Below are 13,844 nucleotides of genomic sequence, written 5' to 3' on the forward strand. Positions count from 1 at the left end.
AAAAACGAGCCTGGTCAGCCTTTTGAAAGACTGGATTCTTAACATGAGCATATTGCGCGACCGCGCAATGTAAACGAAGATGGACACGACGCACCACCCTGCCAAAGCCCTCATGAGCCTGATCAAATTGAAGAACGCCAAGAGCTGGCGTCCGCAAGGCTTCCGCCCGCTGTATGTCAGCGCGTTCGGATTCGTTGCGGCCTTCGGCTTGCGCTATGCACTGGCGCCCTTCGTGGACGAGGCGCTGTCGATGGTGTTCTTCGCCGTCAACTGCATCGTCATGAGCTACCTGTTCGGCTGTGTGTATTCGCTGGGGTTGCTGGCCATCAGCATCCCCACGGCCATGTTCTTCTTCCGCAAGCCCTTCTATACGATGGACGGCCTCAACGACAAGGACGTCTTCATGATCCTGGTCTACACCATCATCGTGGTCACCGCCTCGGTGATCATCGAATGGCTGCAGCGCGAGCGTTATGCGGCCGTGCTGCAACGGCGCGTGTCGGAAACCCGCTACCGCCTGCTGATCGAATCCGACCAGGCACGCCGTGCCGAATACAGTCGCCAGTTCGAGAGCAGCGCCAGCGAACAGGCCTGAGTGACAGCTCCATCGACCTGATCATCCAGGCCTGATCAACCTTCAGGCCAGTCCTCCCGCACAGGCCTCGCGCATCCACGCTATCCAGGCAAGCCGGCATCAGGAAGCCCCTGATACCCACGGTCGCCGGCCCCTCCTAAGATGAGCCCATACCAGCACATCTCGCCAAGGAGGCCGCCATGTCCCTGACCCATCACCTGCCCCGCATCCTCGTCATCGATGCCGACCTCGATGCCATCGAAATGGCCCGCTTCACGCTCTGGCGCAACCAGCTGCCCTGCCAGTTCGAATGGTTCGACGATGCCGAACTGGCCAATGCCTCCCTGCTTACGCAAGCCCTGTGCCGCGCCCGCGACCTGCCTACGCTGATTCTGCTGGACCCGCGCAGCTTCCCCGGCACCGAAGGCTACGAGCTGCTGCGCACGCTGTGCGTCTACCAGACGCTGGCGCACATCCCCCTGGTCTTGTTTACCGCTGCGCCCCTGTCCAGCGATTTCGCCCGCGAACAGGACAGCCGCATCTGGTACGCCGCCAAGCCGCAACGTGCCAACGATTACATGGAACTGGTCACCCAGTGCGTGCAGCAACGTCTGCATCAGCCAGAACCCTTCTGATCACCTATCCCTTGCCGGCGCGGCGCAACACCTGCGCCAGACGCCGGATCAGCGGCGCAAACTGCTCCGAAGAAGTATTGCCATACCCGATCACCAGGCCATTGCTGGCAGCCTGGCGCGGCAGTGCCGAAAACGAAGACAAGGCCCCCACATTCATCCCCGCCGCCCGCGCCGCCGTGCTGACGACGGTATCCTGCCAGTCCAGCGGCAAGCGCACCGTCAGGTGCAGACCGCTATCGCCGCCCCATACCTCAACCCCGGGCAGATGTGCCTGCAAGGCCTCGCGCAGCGCCTGCTGGCGTTCGCGATAGAGGCGCCGCATGCGGCCCAGATGACGCGCGAACTGGCCGCCGGCCATGAATTCGGCCAGCGCCAGCTGCTCCAGCCGATGCCCACCGCGCAGCAACTCCGCCAGTGCCGGCCAGGCCCCCGCACCCGCCGATTGCGGCAGCACCAGGAAACCGATGCGCAGCCCCGGGAACAAGGTCTTGCTGAAGGTGCCCACATACAACACGGGGGCATCCGGCACCAGCCCCTGCATGGCCGGCACCGGGTGGCCGCGGTGCCGGAACTCGCTGTCGTAGTCGTCCTCGATGATCCAGGCCCCGCACTCGCGCGCCCGGGCGATCAGTTCCAGCCGGCGCGGCAAGGACAGCACCGCGCCGGTCGGATATTGATGGGATGGCGTCACATGCACCAATCGCGGCGGACTGCGCCAGGCGCGCGCAGGAATGACGATGCCCTCGCCATCGACCGGCATCGACCGGATCTTCAGGTCGCCGGCATGGAAGGCAGCGCGTACGCCGCCATAGCCCGGATCTTCCAGCCAGGCGCGCTCGCCGGGGTTGGCGAACAAACGCACACACAAGGACAAGGCCCCCTGCGCGCCCTCGGTCAGCACCACCTGGGCCGCCTCGCAGCGCACACCCCGCGCCACCCGCAGATATTGCGCAATGGCCTCGCGCAGGGCCGGCTCGCCCAGCGGATCGCCATACGCCAGCGCCATCGGCCCGGCCCGCTTCAGGGCTCGCTCCTGGGCGCGCAGCCAGGCATTGAGCGGAAAACGGTTCAGCGCCGGCATACCCGGCGTGAGCGGCAGGGTCCGGTCCCCGGCGTCGCGCGTGGGCGTCATGGTCGACACGCGGTGCGACTGGCGTGTGCTGTCCGGGCGAGATGGCTGGACGAACCGGGTCGCCGTCCCCGCCAGCGCGGCTACACGGGTCCCCTGGCGATCGGCGCGGGCATAGCCTTCGGCCACCAGTTGTTCGTACACCGCCAGCACGGTATTGCGCGCTACCTGCAACTCCGCGCACAGGCTGCGGGTGGCAGGCAGGCGACTGCCCGGCGGCAGTTGCCCATCGAGAATGGCGCGCTTGAAGCGGGCCAGCAGTTGCTGCTGGCGTGAGCCCGCGCCAGCGTCCAGGTCCAATGGCGTGCTCAGCAGGGAAACGGAAGATGTCGTCACAGTCATTGCAGTCATCACGGCCAGGTTTCGTGGCCCCATCAAATGTGTGGTCTTTGGCACTTCTGATGATGCCACGAAAGCGCTATCGTGGAGCTTCTCTCTCCCACCTGGATGCCAACGTGAACCACTCCACCGCCACCCGCCGCAACGAATACCAGCAGGACATCGGCCCCGCCCTGCCCGACTGGCAGGCGCGTCCTCGGCCGTCCGTACAGACCCTGCAGGGACGCTACTGCCGGCTGGAGCGTATCGATGTCGCCCGCCACGGGGCAGCACTGTATGCCGCCTTCGCCGAGGCCACCGATGGCCGCGACTGGACCTACATGATGAGCGGCCCCTTCCCGGATGAGGCCAGCTACCTGCACCAGGCCGAACTGATGCAGGCCAGCCAGGACCCGCTGCATTACGTAGTGATCGACCAGGCCACTGGACGGGCCCTGGGCAGCATGGCCCTGATGCGCATCGAACCGGCACACGGCGTGATCGAAGTCGGCCACATCGCCTTCTCGCCGCGGCTCAAGCGCAGCCGCGTGGCCACCGAAGCGCATTATCTGCTGATGCGCCATGTCTTCGAAGATCTCGGTTATCGCCGCTACGAATGGAAGTGCGACAGCCTCAATGGGCCTTCGCGCCGGGCGGCGCAGCGGCTGGGCTTCTGTTTCGAGGGCATCTTCCGGCAAGCGGTGGTGTATCGCGGTCGCAGTCGCGATACCGCATGGTTCTCCATCATCGACGGCCAGTGGCCGCAGCTGCACCAGGCTTTCCACTGCTGGCTGCAGCCCGACAATTTCGATAGCGAGGGCCGGCAACGGCAGGCATTGTCGACACTGACTGCACCAGCTACACCAGCTACACCCGCTACACCGACCACACCCACCGCCCCCTCGGGGGACTGACACCACCCATCAGGAGCGCGCACTGAGCTGCTTGAGCTCCCACAGCGCCTCCAGTACGTGGCGCGTAGCTGGTTCCGGCGGGCCGGCGCGATGGGCGATGCCCAAGGGCCGCCATAGCGCCGGGCGCAGCGGGCGCATCACGATGCGCGGGTCCGGCGGCACAGCACGGCCCTGGGCACCGGCTTCGTGCGGCAGCAGGGTGGCGCCATAACCGGCCGCCACCAGGCTCTTGATGGCATCGTTGAAATTGAGTTCGATGCGCGGCAATGGATGCTCCCCGCCGCTGGCGAACCATTCCGTGGTCAGGCGCGAGAGCCGCGTCTCGGGCGCATTCAGGATCAGCGGCTGCGCCGCCAGCCAGGACGGCGTCACCACCCTTGGCACCTGCCACGCCGCTGGCAGGAAGGCCATCACCGGGTCGCGCCGCCAGGGCTTGACCGTCAGGCCGCCCACCGGGGCCTGCGGCAGGGCCACCAGGCCGATGTCCAGCGTCCCTTCCACCAGTTGCGCCAGCGTCTCCTGCGAGGTCAGGATGCGCACCTGCACATCGATGCCCGGATGTTGCTGCCCCAGACGTTCCAGCACCTGCGGCAACAGATAGGCAATGGCGCCGGTGGAGGCTCCCAGGCGCACCCGTCCGGCCAGGCCCTGCACCTGCCGCTGCACTTCTTCCAGCGCCTGATCGGCCGCCGCCAGCAACTGCCGCGCCCGCGCCACCAGCGTGGCGCCGATGCCCGATGGCCGCACCTGGCTGCGCTGGCGCAGCAGCAAGGGCGCGCCGATGCGCGCTTCCAGTTCGCTGATGTGCAGGCTCACCGTGGGCGGTGCCAGGTTCAGGGTGCGCGCCGCAGCGGCGAAGGAACCCAGGTCGGCGATGGCGACCAGGGTACGCAGACGATCCAGGTTGAGTTCACGCATGAAATGGCTCCGGCATCAGCAACGACAGTGGAAACAGCAACAGGAACGAACACCGCACCTTCAGTAAAACTGAACGATCTATTTGCGATATTCAACTTTTCCAATTATACGTTTTGTCGCACCATGCAAGGCATCGGCATTCCCGCGCCATGCCAGGGCCAGGGCGAAGTCCCTCGCCACCGCTTCCATCCGGGCGCGCCCACTGCTTGCAGCTGACCGGAGTACACCATGAGCAACCCTCCTCTGATCTTCATCGACGGCGACCAAGGCACCACCGGTCTCCTGATCCACGAACGCCTGCGCGACCGCAAGGACCTGCGCATCCTGACCCTGCCGGCAGCCGAGCGCAAGGATGCGCAGCGGCGCGCCGAAGCCATCAACAGCGCCGACATCGCCCTGCTGTGCCTGCCCGACGCTGCGGCCCGCGAAGCCGTGGCGCTGATCGAGAACCCTCGCGTGCGCGTCATCGATGCCAGCTCGGCCCATCGCACCAGCCCGGGCTGGGTGTATGGCTTCCCCGAGATGACACCGGAACAGCCCCAGGCCATTGCCAACGCCCACCGCATCAGCAACCCCGGTTGCTATCCGACCGGCGCCATCGCGCTGCTGCGCCCGCTGGTACAAGCCGGACTGGTACCGGCCGACTACCCGCTGAGCATCCACGCCGTCTCCGGTTACTCCGGTGGCGGTCGGCCGCAGGTAGAGCAATACGAAGGACCGGAGGCCGCCAGCGCCGCACCCTTCGTGCTGTACGGCCTGGGCCTGCAGCACAAGCATCCGCCGGAAATGCAGCTGCACGCCGGATTGACGCAACGGCCGATCTTCCTGCCCGCCTATGGCGCCTTCCGCCAGGGCATCGTGCTCTCCATCGCACTGCAGACTCGCCTGCTGCCGGCTGGTGCCAGCCTGGAGTCGTTGCGCGCCGCACTGCAGCGCCACTACGCCGGGGCGCGCCACGTCAAGGTACTGGATGCCGAACAGAGCGCCGCCACGGTCCAGCTTGATCCGACCCGCCACAACGGCAGCAATGACATGACCCTGGGCGTATTCGGCAACCCGGCCGAAGGGCACATCCTGCTGTGCGCGGTGTTCGACAATCTGGGCAAGGGGGCATCGGGCGCCGCCGTACAGAACCTGGACCTGCTGCTGGCAGCTGCCTGACTCGCGTATTGATGCGGCGTGCAGCCCCGACCAACAAGGCCGGAGGCGGGGCGTAATTCCCCACGAGCGCCCTGCCCTCGCCGCATCACTCGTAAAACGGTTTAAAGGCCTGCTCTGCTGCACGGCAGGAATGGTCAGGCTGTGGCATCATTCGTGACTTGATTCGCCACCACAAACTGCAGGCGTCGGCTCCCCCTTGATTCGGCTGCCGCCCCGCTTCAAAGCAAGATGTCCACCACTCTAGGCGCAATAGCGTGCAAGTATCTCGACGCCACCATCAAGCTGACCCCGGTATTACGTACTGACGGCAAGTGGACGGCGTTCGTCCATATCGACTTCCCGGATCGCACCACCCACGAATTCGGCGACTTCAAGCCAGGCAACTCCAAGATGGAAGCCTTGCAGAATGCCGTCACGGCTGCCGAGAACTACGTCGTCAATCGCAAGAAGAAATAGACTGGCCGGAATCACCGTCCCCCAAGCAAAACGGCCTGCATTGCTGCAGGCCGCCCGGTGCGCAGGTCCATCCCGAACGGGATGGGGCAATGCAATCAGTTCATCTTGACGCCGGCAGCTTCGCTTTCCTTGTAGATCGCATCGATCAGGTCCTGCCCCACCCGTGAGGCCATGCTCTTGTGCACCGGCAGCAGTGCGCGGCGCCACTCGGCCTTCTCCTGTTCGGAAAGGGTGTAGACCTTGGTCTTGCCGCTGGCCTTGATGGCGGCCAGGGCATCGTCATTTTCCTTCTGGGCGATGGTATTGGCGTAGACCGTGGCTTCCTTCATGGCCCCTTCGAGCTGGCCGCGCACATCGGCCGGCAAGGCCTCCCAGAACTTCTTGTTGACGATCACGGCGTAACCGATATATCCATGATCGGACACGGTCAGGTTGGACTGCACCTCATGCATCTTCTGCGTGTAGACATTGGAGGGCGTGTTCTCGCTGCCATCCACCACCCCGGTCTGCATGGCCTGGTACACCTCGGAAAACGCCAGCACCTGAGGATTGGCCTTCAATGCCCGGAACTGCTCGTCCAACACCTTGGAGGACTGGATGCGCATCTTCAGCGCCCGGAAGTCCGCCACCTTGTGCAGCGGCCGGTTGGCCGTCATCACCTTCATGCCGTTATCCCAGTAGGCCAGGCCCTTGATACCCTTGCCTTCCAGCTTCTGGAACAGGCCCTGCCCGATCGGCCCCTCGGTCACGCGCTTCAACACTTCCTTGTTGGGAAAGATATAGGGCAGGTCGAACACCTCGAACTCCTTGGCCCCCAGCGGCCCGAACTTGGCCAGGGACGGCGCCAGCATCTGCACCGAACCCAGCTGCAGCGCCTCCAGCTCTTCCTTGTCCTTGTAGAGGGTGCTGTTGGGATAGACCTCGACCTTGACACGGCCGTTGGTCGCCTTCTCGGCCAGTTCCTTGAAGCGTTCCGCGCCCTTGCCCTTGGGCGTGTCGTTGGCCACCACGTGACTGAACTTGATGACGATGGGCTGTTGCGCCAGCGCTGCCGTGGTCGACAGGCTCAGCGTGGCGAAGGCGCAGGCGGTCAGTGCCGCCCGCATTGTGATGATGGTCATGCGTGTCTCCTCCGGGTGAAGCCGGGGGCCGACGACCTCGGCCCCCGGCGTTAAAAGACGATCAGGTCGCGCAGCCCCTCCCCGCTATGCAGGCGGTCGAAACCGCGGTTGATGTCGGCCAGCGCCAGGCGCTCGCCCATGAGCTTGTCCACCGGCAGGCGGCCGGCCTGGTACAGGCCGATGTAGCGCGGGATATCGCGCACCGGCACGCAGGAGCCGATATAGCTGCCCTTGACGGTGCGTTCCTCGGCCACCAGGCTGACCTGCTGCAGCGCCCAGTTCTGGTTCGGTGCAGGCAGGCCGGCCGTGACCGTCATGCCGCCACGGCGGGTCATGCGGTAGGCCGCTTCCATGGCCTGCACCGAGCCGGCCATCTCGAAGGCGTAATCGACGCCGCCCTTGGTGAGTTCCTTGACCTTAGCCACCGCATCCGGGTCACGGGCATTCACGGTGGCCGTGGCGCCCAGCGCACGCGCCACTTCCAGCTTGCTGTCGTGCAGGTCCACCGCGATCACCTCGCGTGCGCCTGAGGCCAGCGCGCCCAGCATCGCGCACAAGCCCACGCCGCCCAGCCCCAGCACCGCCGCCGTAGTACCGGCCTTGACCTCGGCGGTATTGACCGCTGCGCCCACGCCGGTCAGCACCGCGCACCCGAACAGGGCCGCCTCGACCGGATCGATATCAGCCTCGATCTTCACGCAGGAGCGGCGCGAGACCACCGCATGATCGGCAAAGGCCGACACCCCGAGGTGGTGATGCACCACCTGGGCCTTGTCACGCAGACGGCGCTGGCCCGACAGCAGCTCACCCAGGGTATTGGTGGCGGCGCCCGGCTCGCACAGCGCCGGCCGCCCTTCCATGCAGGGCAGGCAGTGGCCGCAACTGGGCACGAAGACCAGCACCACCAGATCACCGGCACGCAGGTCGGTCACGCCACTGCCTACCTCCACCACTTCCGCCGAAGCCTCGTGGCCCAGCGCCATGGGCACCGGACGCGGACGCACACCGGTGATCACCGACAGGTCCGAATGGCACAGGCCGGCGGCCTTCATCTTCACCAGCACCTCGCCGGGGCCGGGCGGGTCAAGATCGAGTTCTTCGATCTTCAGCGGCTGGCTCACGGCAAACGGATGCGCATCGGTCATCTCGCGCAATACGGCGGCCTGGATTTTCATGTGGTCGTCTCCCTCTGGTTGGAAAACGTCTAGGTTACACGAGCCGCAGTGCCTCAATCGGACAACAGGCCGGCCTGGTGCAGGAATTTCTCGGCCTGCAGGATCACCGGCTTGTCGATCATCTTGCCTTCAAGCGAAATGGCACCGCCATCGCTGGCGCGCACCGCCGCCATCACGGCCCCCGCCCAGGCCAGCTCCTGCTCGCTGGGCATGAAGCCACGCCGCACACCTTCTACCTGGCGCGGATGGATGCACAGCTTGGCGCCAAAACCCAGCCGGCGCGCGCGCTGCACCATGCGTGCCAGAAAGGCGTCGTCATTGAAATCGGTGGTCACGCCATCGATGGGCGGGGCAATGCCCCCCAGGCGCGAGGCCATCACCATCTCGATGCGGAAGTGCGTCAACTCCTCCTCTTCTGGACCGCACTGCATGCCCAGATCGACCTGCGCATCGATGGAGCCGAAGGCCAGCCGCTGCACGCCCGGCACCGCCGCAATCTCGCGCATGGCCGCCAGACCGGCGGCACTCTCGATGAGCGCGATCAGGCCGCGCCCGGGACCCAGCCGACGGGCAATCGCCGACAGGCTCTTGGGATCTTCCGCCTTGGGCAATACGATGCCGGCCATGGACAGCGCCGAAAACGTCATCAGGTCCTCGCCATGCCAGACCGTATCGGCGGCATTGATGCGCACCCACAGGCGTGGCTGCGGCCCCTGTTCGCGCAGCCAGCGCGCCAGGGTCTCGCGGGCCTGCTCCTTCTGCGGCAGGGCCACGGCATCTTCCAGATCGACGATGACGGCATCGGCACCACTGTCCAGGGCCTTGACATAGCGCTCCGGGCGATTGGCCGGCACGAACAGAAAACTGCTGGCCGTGGCAATCTGCGGCGCCATCACACGGCTCCCCGTTCGCGCAGCGTGGCGATGGCCGCCGCGTCATAACCCAAGCCACCGAGAATGGCGTCGGTATGCTCCCCCAGTGCCGGGATGGGGTCCATGCGGTAGTCATAGCTATCGTTGGCGCCAGGCGGCAGCAGCGCGGCCACCTTGCCAGCCGGGGTATCGACCTCGGCCCAGCGCTGGCGCGCCGCCAGTTGCGGGTGCTGCCACAGGTCGTCCATGCCATTGACGCGGGCATTGGCGATCTGCGCCCGGTCCAGCCGCGCCACCACCTGCTCGGCGGTCATGCCGGCGAACATGTCCAGGATCAGCTGACGCAGCACATCGCGATGTTCGTGGCGGCGCGAGTTGCTGGAGAAGCGCGCATCGCCGGCCAGCGCAGCATCCTCCAGCACCACCTCGCAGAAGACCTTCCATTCGCGCTCGTTCTGCAGACCCAGCATCACGGTCTTGCCATCGCCCGCCGCAAAGGGGCCATAGGGATAGATGGTGGCGTGCTCGGCGCCGGAGCGCTGCGGCGCCCCCGCACCCTGATAGGCATAGTAGAGCGGAAAACTCATCCACTCGGTCAGTGCCTCCAGCATGGACAGGTCGATGTGACTGCCGCGTCCATCGCGCCCACGCTTGATCAGCGCGGCCAGGATGTTGGAATAGGCATACATGCCGGCGGCGATGTCGGCAATCGAGCAACCGGCCTTGACCACCTCATCACGAGTCCCCGTCACCGAGAGAAAACCGGCCTCGCTCTGGATCAGCAGGTCATAGGCCTTCTTGTCGCGATAGGGGCCATCCTCGCCGTAACCGGAAATATCGCAGACGATCAGGCGCGGATGTTTCTCCTGCAGCACCGCGGCCGACAGGCCCAGCCCGGCCGCCGCACCCGGCGCCAGGTTTTGCACCAGCACGTCGGCCTCCTGCAGCAACTGGTCGATGATGCGCTTGCCCTCTTCGTCCTTGAGATTCAAGCTGAGGCTTTCCTTGGAACGATTGGTCCAGACGAAGTGCGACGACAGACCATGCACACGGGTGTCGTACCCCCGCGCAAAATCGCCCACGCCGGGCCGTTCGATCTTGATCACCCGGGCCCCCAGGTCGGCCAGCTGGCGCGTGCAGAACGGCGCGGCAATGGCATGCTCCAGGCTGACCACGGTAATACCCTCCAGCGGGCGGTTGGCTTGTGACATGGCGCTTCCTCGGTCGATGGGCAAGTGCAGAAAAACAGGTTCAGAACGAGCGCGGCAAGCCCAGGATGTGCTCGGCCACGTAGGAGAAGATCAGGTTGGTCGAGATCGGCGCCACCTGGTACAGGCGCGTTTCGCGGAACTTGCGCTCGACATCGTATTCGCAGGCGAAGCCAAAGCCACCGTGGGTCTGCAGGCAGACATTGGCCGCCTCCCACGAGGCCTTGGCCGCCAGGTACTTGGCCATGTTGGCCTGGGCACCGCAGGCCTGGCGCGCATCGAACAGCTCACAGGCCTTGTAGCGCATCAGGTTGGCGGCCTCGATCTCGATGTAGGCATCGGCAATGGGGAACTGCACGCCCTGGTTCTTGCCGATCGGACGGTCGAACACCACACGCTCATTGGCGTATTGCGTGGCCTTGTCGATGAACCAGTAGCCATCGCCGATGCATTCGGCCGCGATCAGGGTGCGCTCGGCATTGAGGCCGTCGAGGATGTACTTGAAGCCCATCCCTTCCTCGCCGATCAGGTTCTCGGCCGGGATTTCCAGGTTGTCGAAGAAGAGTTCATTGGTCTCGTGGTTGACCATGTTGAGGATGGGCCGCACTTCCATGCCATGGCCGATGGCCTCCTTGAGATCGACGATGAAGATGGACATGCCCTCGGACTTCTTCTTCACCTGGTCCAGCGGCGTGGTTCGCGCCAGCAGGATCATCAGGTCCGAATGCTGGATGCGCGAGATCCACACCTTCTGCCCGTTGACCACGTAGCGGTCGCCCTTCTTCACCGCCACCGTCTTGATGCGCGTGGTATCGGTGCCGGTGGTGGGCTCGGTCACACCCATGGACTGCAGGCGCAATTCGCCGGTGGCGATCCGGGGCAGGTAGAGCTGCTTCTGCGCCTCGGAGCCATGCCGCAAGAGCGTGCCCATGTTGTACATCTGACCGTGGCAAGCACCGGAATTGCCACCGGTGCGGTTGATCTCTTCCATGATGACCGAGGCCTCGGTCAGGCCCAGGCCGGAACCGCCATACTCCTGCGGGATCAGCGCGGCCATCCAGCCGGCGCGGGTCAGGGCATCGACGAACTGCTCGGGATAGCCGCGCGCTTCATCGACCTTGCGCCAGTATTCCGCGGGGAAGGTATTGCACAGATCGCGCACGGCATCGCGCAGATCGCCATAAGCGTCATTGGGCGCCTGATAGGACATGGATGGGTCTCCGAAAAAAGTATCTGTCGTCAGGCCAGGATGGCCTCGGCCTGCATGGCCAGTTCACCGCGTTCGTTCTGTGCCCAGAGTTCGGCGCTGCGACCATCGGCGGCCAGCCGGCCGCACAGCGTGAAGGGCTCGGTATCGAACAGGCTGCCCACGGCGCGGAAATTGAACTCGCGCAATACCGCCTGCGGCATCTCACGCGCCAGCAGATCGGCCAGCAGCGTAGCGATCAGCGGCCCGTGCACGATCAGGCCCGGATAGCCCTCCACTCCGGTCACGTAACTGCGGTCATAGTGGATGCGATGACCGTTGAAGGTCAGCGCCGAATAGCGGAACAGCAGTACCGGATCGGGCAGCACCCGGCGACGCCATTGCGCCCCCTCCGGCGCGCTCTTGGGAACCACGGCCACCGCGCCCGGCTGGGGCAGATCACGATAGACGATGTCGTGTTCCTCGCTCAGGCAGAGCCGGCCTTCGTGGCTGATCTCGTGACGCACGGTCACGAAGGCCAGCGCGCCGGTGCGGCCCTGCTTGACATCGATGCTGGCAATGCGCGAGCGCTTCTGCGCCGTCACGCCGATAGGCAGTGGCGCCGCGAACTCCAGTCGCCCGCCGGCCCACATGCGGCGCGGCAAAGGCACAGGTGGCAGGAAGCCGCCCCGCTGCGGATGACCATCGGCGCCCACTTCGGACTGGCGGCAGATGCTCCAGAAATAGATCCAGTGCCATAGCGGCGGCAAGGCATCGCCGGCACGCGGCTGGCGCGGACCATCAAGGGTCGCCGCCAGGGCCGCAGCGCTCACCGGGTTGATGAGGTCTTGATGGGTTTCGGTCTTGTCCAGCCACTGCCGTAACAGGGTGAGATCGAGATCAGGGTGGGCCATGTCTCCTCGCGTGTTCTGCATTCGTGTTTTGCATTTATTGGCCGCAAGTCTGTCGTGCCAGGAAGACAAGAACAATCTCTCATTTTGGAAGGGGGGCTTTCGTAAAACTGAAGTCAGCGCTGCAGCCGGCACAGGACCGGACATGTGGCGGCGCAACAAGCAAAGCCCGCCAGCGTCACTGCAAATCGGCGTAACATGAAGACCGTTCACGTGCCACGCCTACGTGTGTGTAAGGGTGCGCCCTCCCCTCAATGACCGCCGGAAACTGCCATGCTTTTCGACCTGACCGACCTGCGCCTGTTCATCCTCATCGCCGAGCTCAATAGCCTGACCCGTAGCGCCGAGCGCATGAACCTCTCGCTGGCCGCCACCAGCAACCGCATCAAGGAACTGGAGTCGCGCTTCGGCACCCGGCTGCTGTATCGCGAGAGCAAGGGCGTGCAACTCACGCCTGCCGGCCATACCCTGCTGCACCATGCGCAGCTGTTCATGCAGCAGGTCGAGCACCTCAAGAGCGACATGCAGCAGTACAACAACGGCATCAAGGGTTACATCCGCATCTTCGCCAACACCACCGCCGTGACCGAGTTCATGCCGGAGATCCTGGGCAAGTTCCTGGCCATCCATCCGCAGGTCAACGTGGCGCTGGAAGAACGGCTGAACCACGACATCCTGCGTGGCATCCAGGAAGGCACGGCCGACATCGGCATCGTCGCCGGCCCGGTGCAGGGCGAGGGATTGCAGATACTGAATTTCTCCACCGACCGCCTGGTCCTGGCCACCGCCCTGGAACACCCGCTGGCCGGCGCCGGCAGCCTCCCCTTCCTCGACACGCTGGAGTACGAACACATCGGCCTGCACGAGGGCAGCACCCTGCACCACTTCCTCAACAAGATCGTCTCCGAACATGGCCAGCGATTGAAGCTGCGCATCCAGGTACGCAGCTTCGAAGCCATGTGCCGCATGATAGAAACCAATGTCGGCATCGGCATCGTCCCGCGCTCGGCGGCACAACGGCATCAGCAGACCATGCAATTGGCGGTGGTGGAATTGAGCGATCCGTGGAGCGTGCGCGAGCGCAGCATGGTGTTCCAGAACATCGACACGCTCTCACCGCATGCGCGCAATCTGGTCGACTTCATCCGCGAGCAGATGAGCCAGGGCACGGACGACGACAAGGTCGTCCTCCTGAACACCGAAAAGGCCGAAAAGACCGAAAGTACCGAAAAGAAATCCGCCGCGCGCCAGAAGAAGACAGCCTGA

Annotated in this window: 14 protein-coding genes; 6 read left to right on the forward strand and 8 right to left on the reverse strand. The window is 64.9% G+C overall.

The window, feature by feature from the left end; all coding sequences use genetic code 11:
* Positions 1–112: 112 nt before the first annotated feature.
* The gene (locus HWE04_RS04920; RefSeq protein WP_241811690.1) at positions 113–595 is read left to right on the forward strand and encodes a DUF4118 domain-containing protein; all 483 of its coding nucleotides are present in this window, start codon (positions 113–115) and stop codon (positions 593–595) included.
* A gap of 179 nt (positions 596–774) precedes the next feature.
* Positions 775–1,209 (forward strand): response regulator, encoded by a 435-nt coding sequence (locus HWE04_RS04925; protein ID WP_006464030.1) that lies wholly within the window; start codon positions 775–777, stop codon positions 1,207–1,209.
* Positions 1,210–1,213: 4 nt separating this feature from the next.
* Here the strand turns inward: HWE04_RS04925 and pdxR are convergent, their stop codons facing one another.
* Positions 1,214–2,689 carry a MocR-like pyridoxine biosynthesis transcription factor PdxR gene (gene pdxR / locus HWE04_RS04930; RefSeq protein ID WP_241811691.1) on the reverse strand — a complete coding sequence of 492 codons (1,476 nt, stop codon included), beginning with the start codon at positions 2,687–2,689 and terminating at the stop codon, positions 1,214–1,216.
* Positions 2,690–2,739: 50 nt separating this feature from the next.
* Here pdxR and HWE04_RS04935 point away from each other — a divergent pair, with 50 nt between their 5' ends.
* Entirely contained in the window at positions 2,740–3,570 is an 831-nt protein-coding gene (locus HWE04_RS04935) for a GNAT family N-acetyltransferase (RefSeq protein ID WP_241811692.1), read from the forward strand.
* 9 nt (positions 3,571–3,579) lie between these two features.
* Here the strand turns inward: HWE04_RS04935 and HWE04_RS04940 are convergent, their stop codons facing one another.
* Positions 3,580–4,488: a LysR family transcriptional regulator gene (locus HWE04_RS04940; RefSeq protein WP_006464033.1), complete on the reverse strand. Its 909-nt coding sequence runs from the start codon at positions 4,486–4,488 to the stop codon at positions 3,580–3,582.
* Positions 4,489–4,716: 228 nt separating this feature from the next.
* Between HWE04_RS04940 and argC the strand changes: the two genes are divergently transcribed.
* Together argC and HWE04_RS04950 are read left to right on the forward strand one after the other, a co-directional pair.
* Positions 4,717–5,649, forward strand: coding sequence for an N-acetyl-gamma-glutamyl-phosphate reductase (gene argC / locus HWE04_RS04945; RefSeq protein ID WP_241811693.1), 933 nt, complete (start codon positions 4,717–4,719; stop codon positions 5,647–5,649).
* A gap of 228 nt (positions 5,650–5,877) precedes the next feature.
* On the forward strand, positions 5,878–6,105 hold the full coding sequence (locus HWE04_RS04950) for a hypothetical protein (RefSeq protein ID WP_006464035.1): 228 nt from the start codon (positions 5,878–5,880) through the stop codon (positions 6,103–6,105).
* A gap of 95 nt (positions 6,106–6,200) precedes the next feature.
* On the opposite strand, the gene HWE04_RS04955 is transcribed toward HWE04_RS04950, so the two are convergent.
* Genes HWE04_RS04955 through HWE04_RS04980 form a run of 6 tightly spaced genes read right to left on the reverse strand, consistent with a single transcriptional unit; the run spans position 6,201 to position 12,581 of the window.
* On the reverse strand, positions 6,201–7,226 hold the full coding sequence (locus tag HWE04_RS04955; protein ID WP_006464036.1) for a TRAP transporter substrate-binding protein: 1,026 nt from the start codon (positions 7,224–7,226) through the stop codon (positions 6,201–6,203).
* Positions 7,227–7,276: 50 nt separating this feature from the next.
* A complete protein-coding gene (locus HWE04_RS04960; RefSeq protein ID WP_241811694.1) occupies positions 7,277–8,401 on the reverse strand; it encodes a zinc-dependent alcohol dehydrogenase family protein in 1,125 nt (374 codons plus the stop codon).
* Positions 8,402–8,454: 53 nt separating this feature from the next.
* Complete coding sequence (locus tag HWE04_RS04965; protein WP_241811695.1) at positions 8,455–9,294, reverse strand: HpcH/HpaI aldolase/citrate lyase family protein; 840 nt, start codon at positions 9,292–9,294, stop codon at positions 8,455–8,457.
* Positions 9,294–10,484, reverse strand: coding sequence for a CaiB/BaiF CoA transferase family protein (locus HWE04_RS04970; protein ID WP_241811696.1), 1,191 nt, complete (start codon positions 10,482–10,484; stop codon positions 9,294–9,296). The genes HWE04_RS04965 and HWE04_RS04970 overlap by 1 nt, the downstream gene beginning before the upstream one ends.
* 40 nt (positions 10,485–10,524) lie before the next feature.
* The gene (locus HWE04_RS04975; protein ID WP_241811697.1) at positions 10,525–11,691 is read right to left on the reverse strand and encodes an acyl-CoA dehydrogenase family protein; all 1,167 of its coding nucleotides are present in this window, start codon (positions 11,689–11,691) and stop codon (positions 10,525–10,527) included.
* Positions 11,692–11,720: 29 nt separating this feature from the next.
* Positions 11,721–12,581: an FAS1-like dehydratase domain-containing protein gene (locus tag HWE04_RS04980; protein WP_241811698.1), complete on the reverse strand. Its 861-nt coding sequence runs from the start codon at positions 12,579–12,581 to the stop codon at positions 11,721–11,723.
* A 270-nt stretch (positions 12,582–12,851) separates the two neighbouring features.
* On the opposite strand from HWE04_RS04980, the gene HWE04_RS04985 reads away from it, so the two are divergent.
* Positions 12,852–13,844 (forward strand): LysR family transcriptional regulator, encoded by a 993-nt coding sequence (locus HWE04_RS04985; protein WP_241811699.1) that lies wholly within the window; start codon positions 12,852–12,854, stop codon positions 13,842–13,844.

The organism is Herbaspirillum sp. C7C2 (assembly GCF_022627865.1).
GTDB classification, from domain to species: domain Bacteria; phylum Pseudomonadota; class Gammaproteobacteria; order Burkholderiales; family Burkholderiaceae_D; genus Herbaspirillum; species Herbaspirillum frisingense.

Bases quoted from the DNA above. Each gene is read 5' to 3' on its own strand.
- HWE04_RS04920 (WP_241811690.1), top strand. From the start codon at position 113: ATGAGCCTGATCAAATTGAAGAACGCCAAGAGCTGGCGTCCGCAAGGC.
- HWE04_RS04925 (WP_006464030.1), top strand. From the start codon at position 775: ATGTCCCTGACCCATCACCTGCCCCGCATCCTCGTCATCGATGCCGAC.
- pdxR (WP_241811691.1), bottom strand. From the start codon at position 2,689: ATGACTGCAATGACTGTGACGACATCTTCCGTTTCCCTGCTGAGCACG.
- HWE04_RS04935 (WP_241811692.1), top strand. From the start codon at position 2,740: ATGATGCCACGAAAGCGCTATCGTGGAGCTTCTCTCTCCCACCTGGAT.
- HWE04_RS04940 (WP_006464033.1), bottom strand. From the start codon at position 4,488: ATGCGTGAACTCAACCTGGATCGTCTGCGTACCCTGGTCGCCATCGCC.
- argC (WP_241811693.1), top strand. From the start codon at position 4,717: ATGAGCAACCCTCCTCTGATCTTCATCGACGGCGACCAAGGCACCACC.
- HWE04_RS04950 (WP_006464035.1), top strand. From the start codon at position 5,878: ATGTCCACCACTCTAGGCGCAATAGCGTGCAAGTATCTCGACGCCACC.
- HWE04_RS04955 (WP_006464036.1), bottom strand. From the start codon at position 7,226: ATGACCATCATCACAATGCGGGCGGCACTGACCGCCTGCGCCTTCGCC.
- HWE04_RS04960 (WP_241811694.1), bottom strand. From the start codon at position 8,401: ATGAAAATCCAGGCCGCCGTATTGCGCGAGATGACCGATGCGCATCCG.
- HWE04_RS04965 (WP_241811695.1), bottom strand. From the start codon at position 9,294: ATGGCGCCGCAGATTGCCACGGCCAGCAGTTTTCTGTTCGTGCCGGCC.
- HWE04_RS04970 (WP_241811696.1), bottom strand. From the start codon at position 10,484: ATGTCACAAGCCAACCGCCCGCTGGAGGGTATTACCGTGGTCAGCCTG.
- HWE04_RS04975 (WP_241811697.1), bottom strand. From the start codon at position 11,691: ATGTCCTATCAGGCGCCCAATGACGCTTATGGCGATCTGCGCGATGCC.
- HWE04_RS04980 (WP_241811698.1), bottom strand. From the start codon at position 12,581: ATGGCCCACCCTGATCTCGATCTCACCCTGTTACGGCAGTGGCTGGAC.
- HWE04_RS04985 (WP_241811699.1), top strand. From the start codon at position 12,852: ATGCTTTTCGACCTGACCGACCTGCGCCTGTTCATCCTCATCGCCGAG.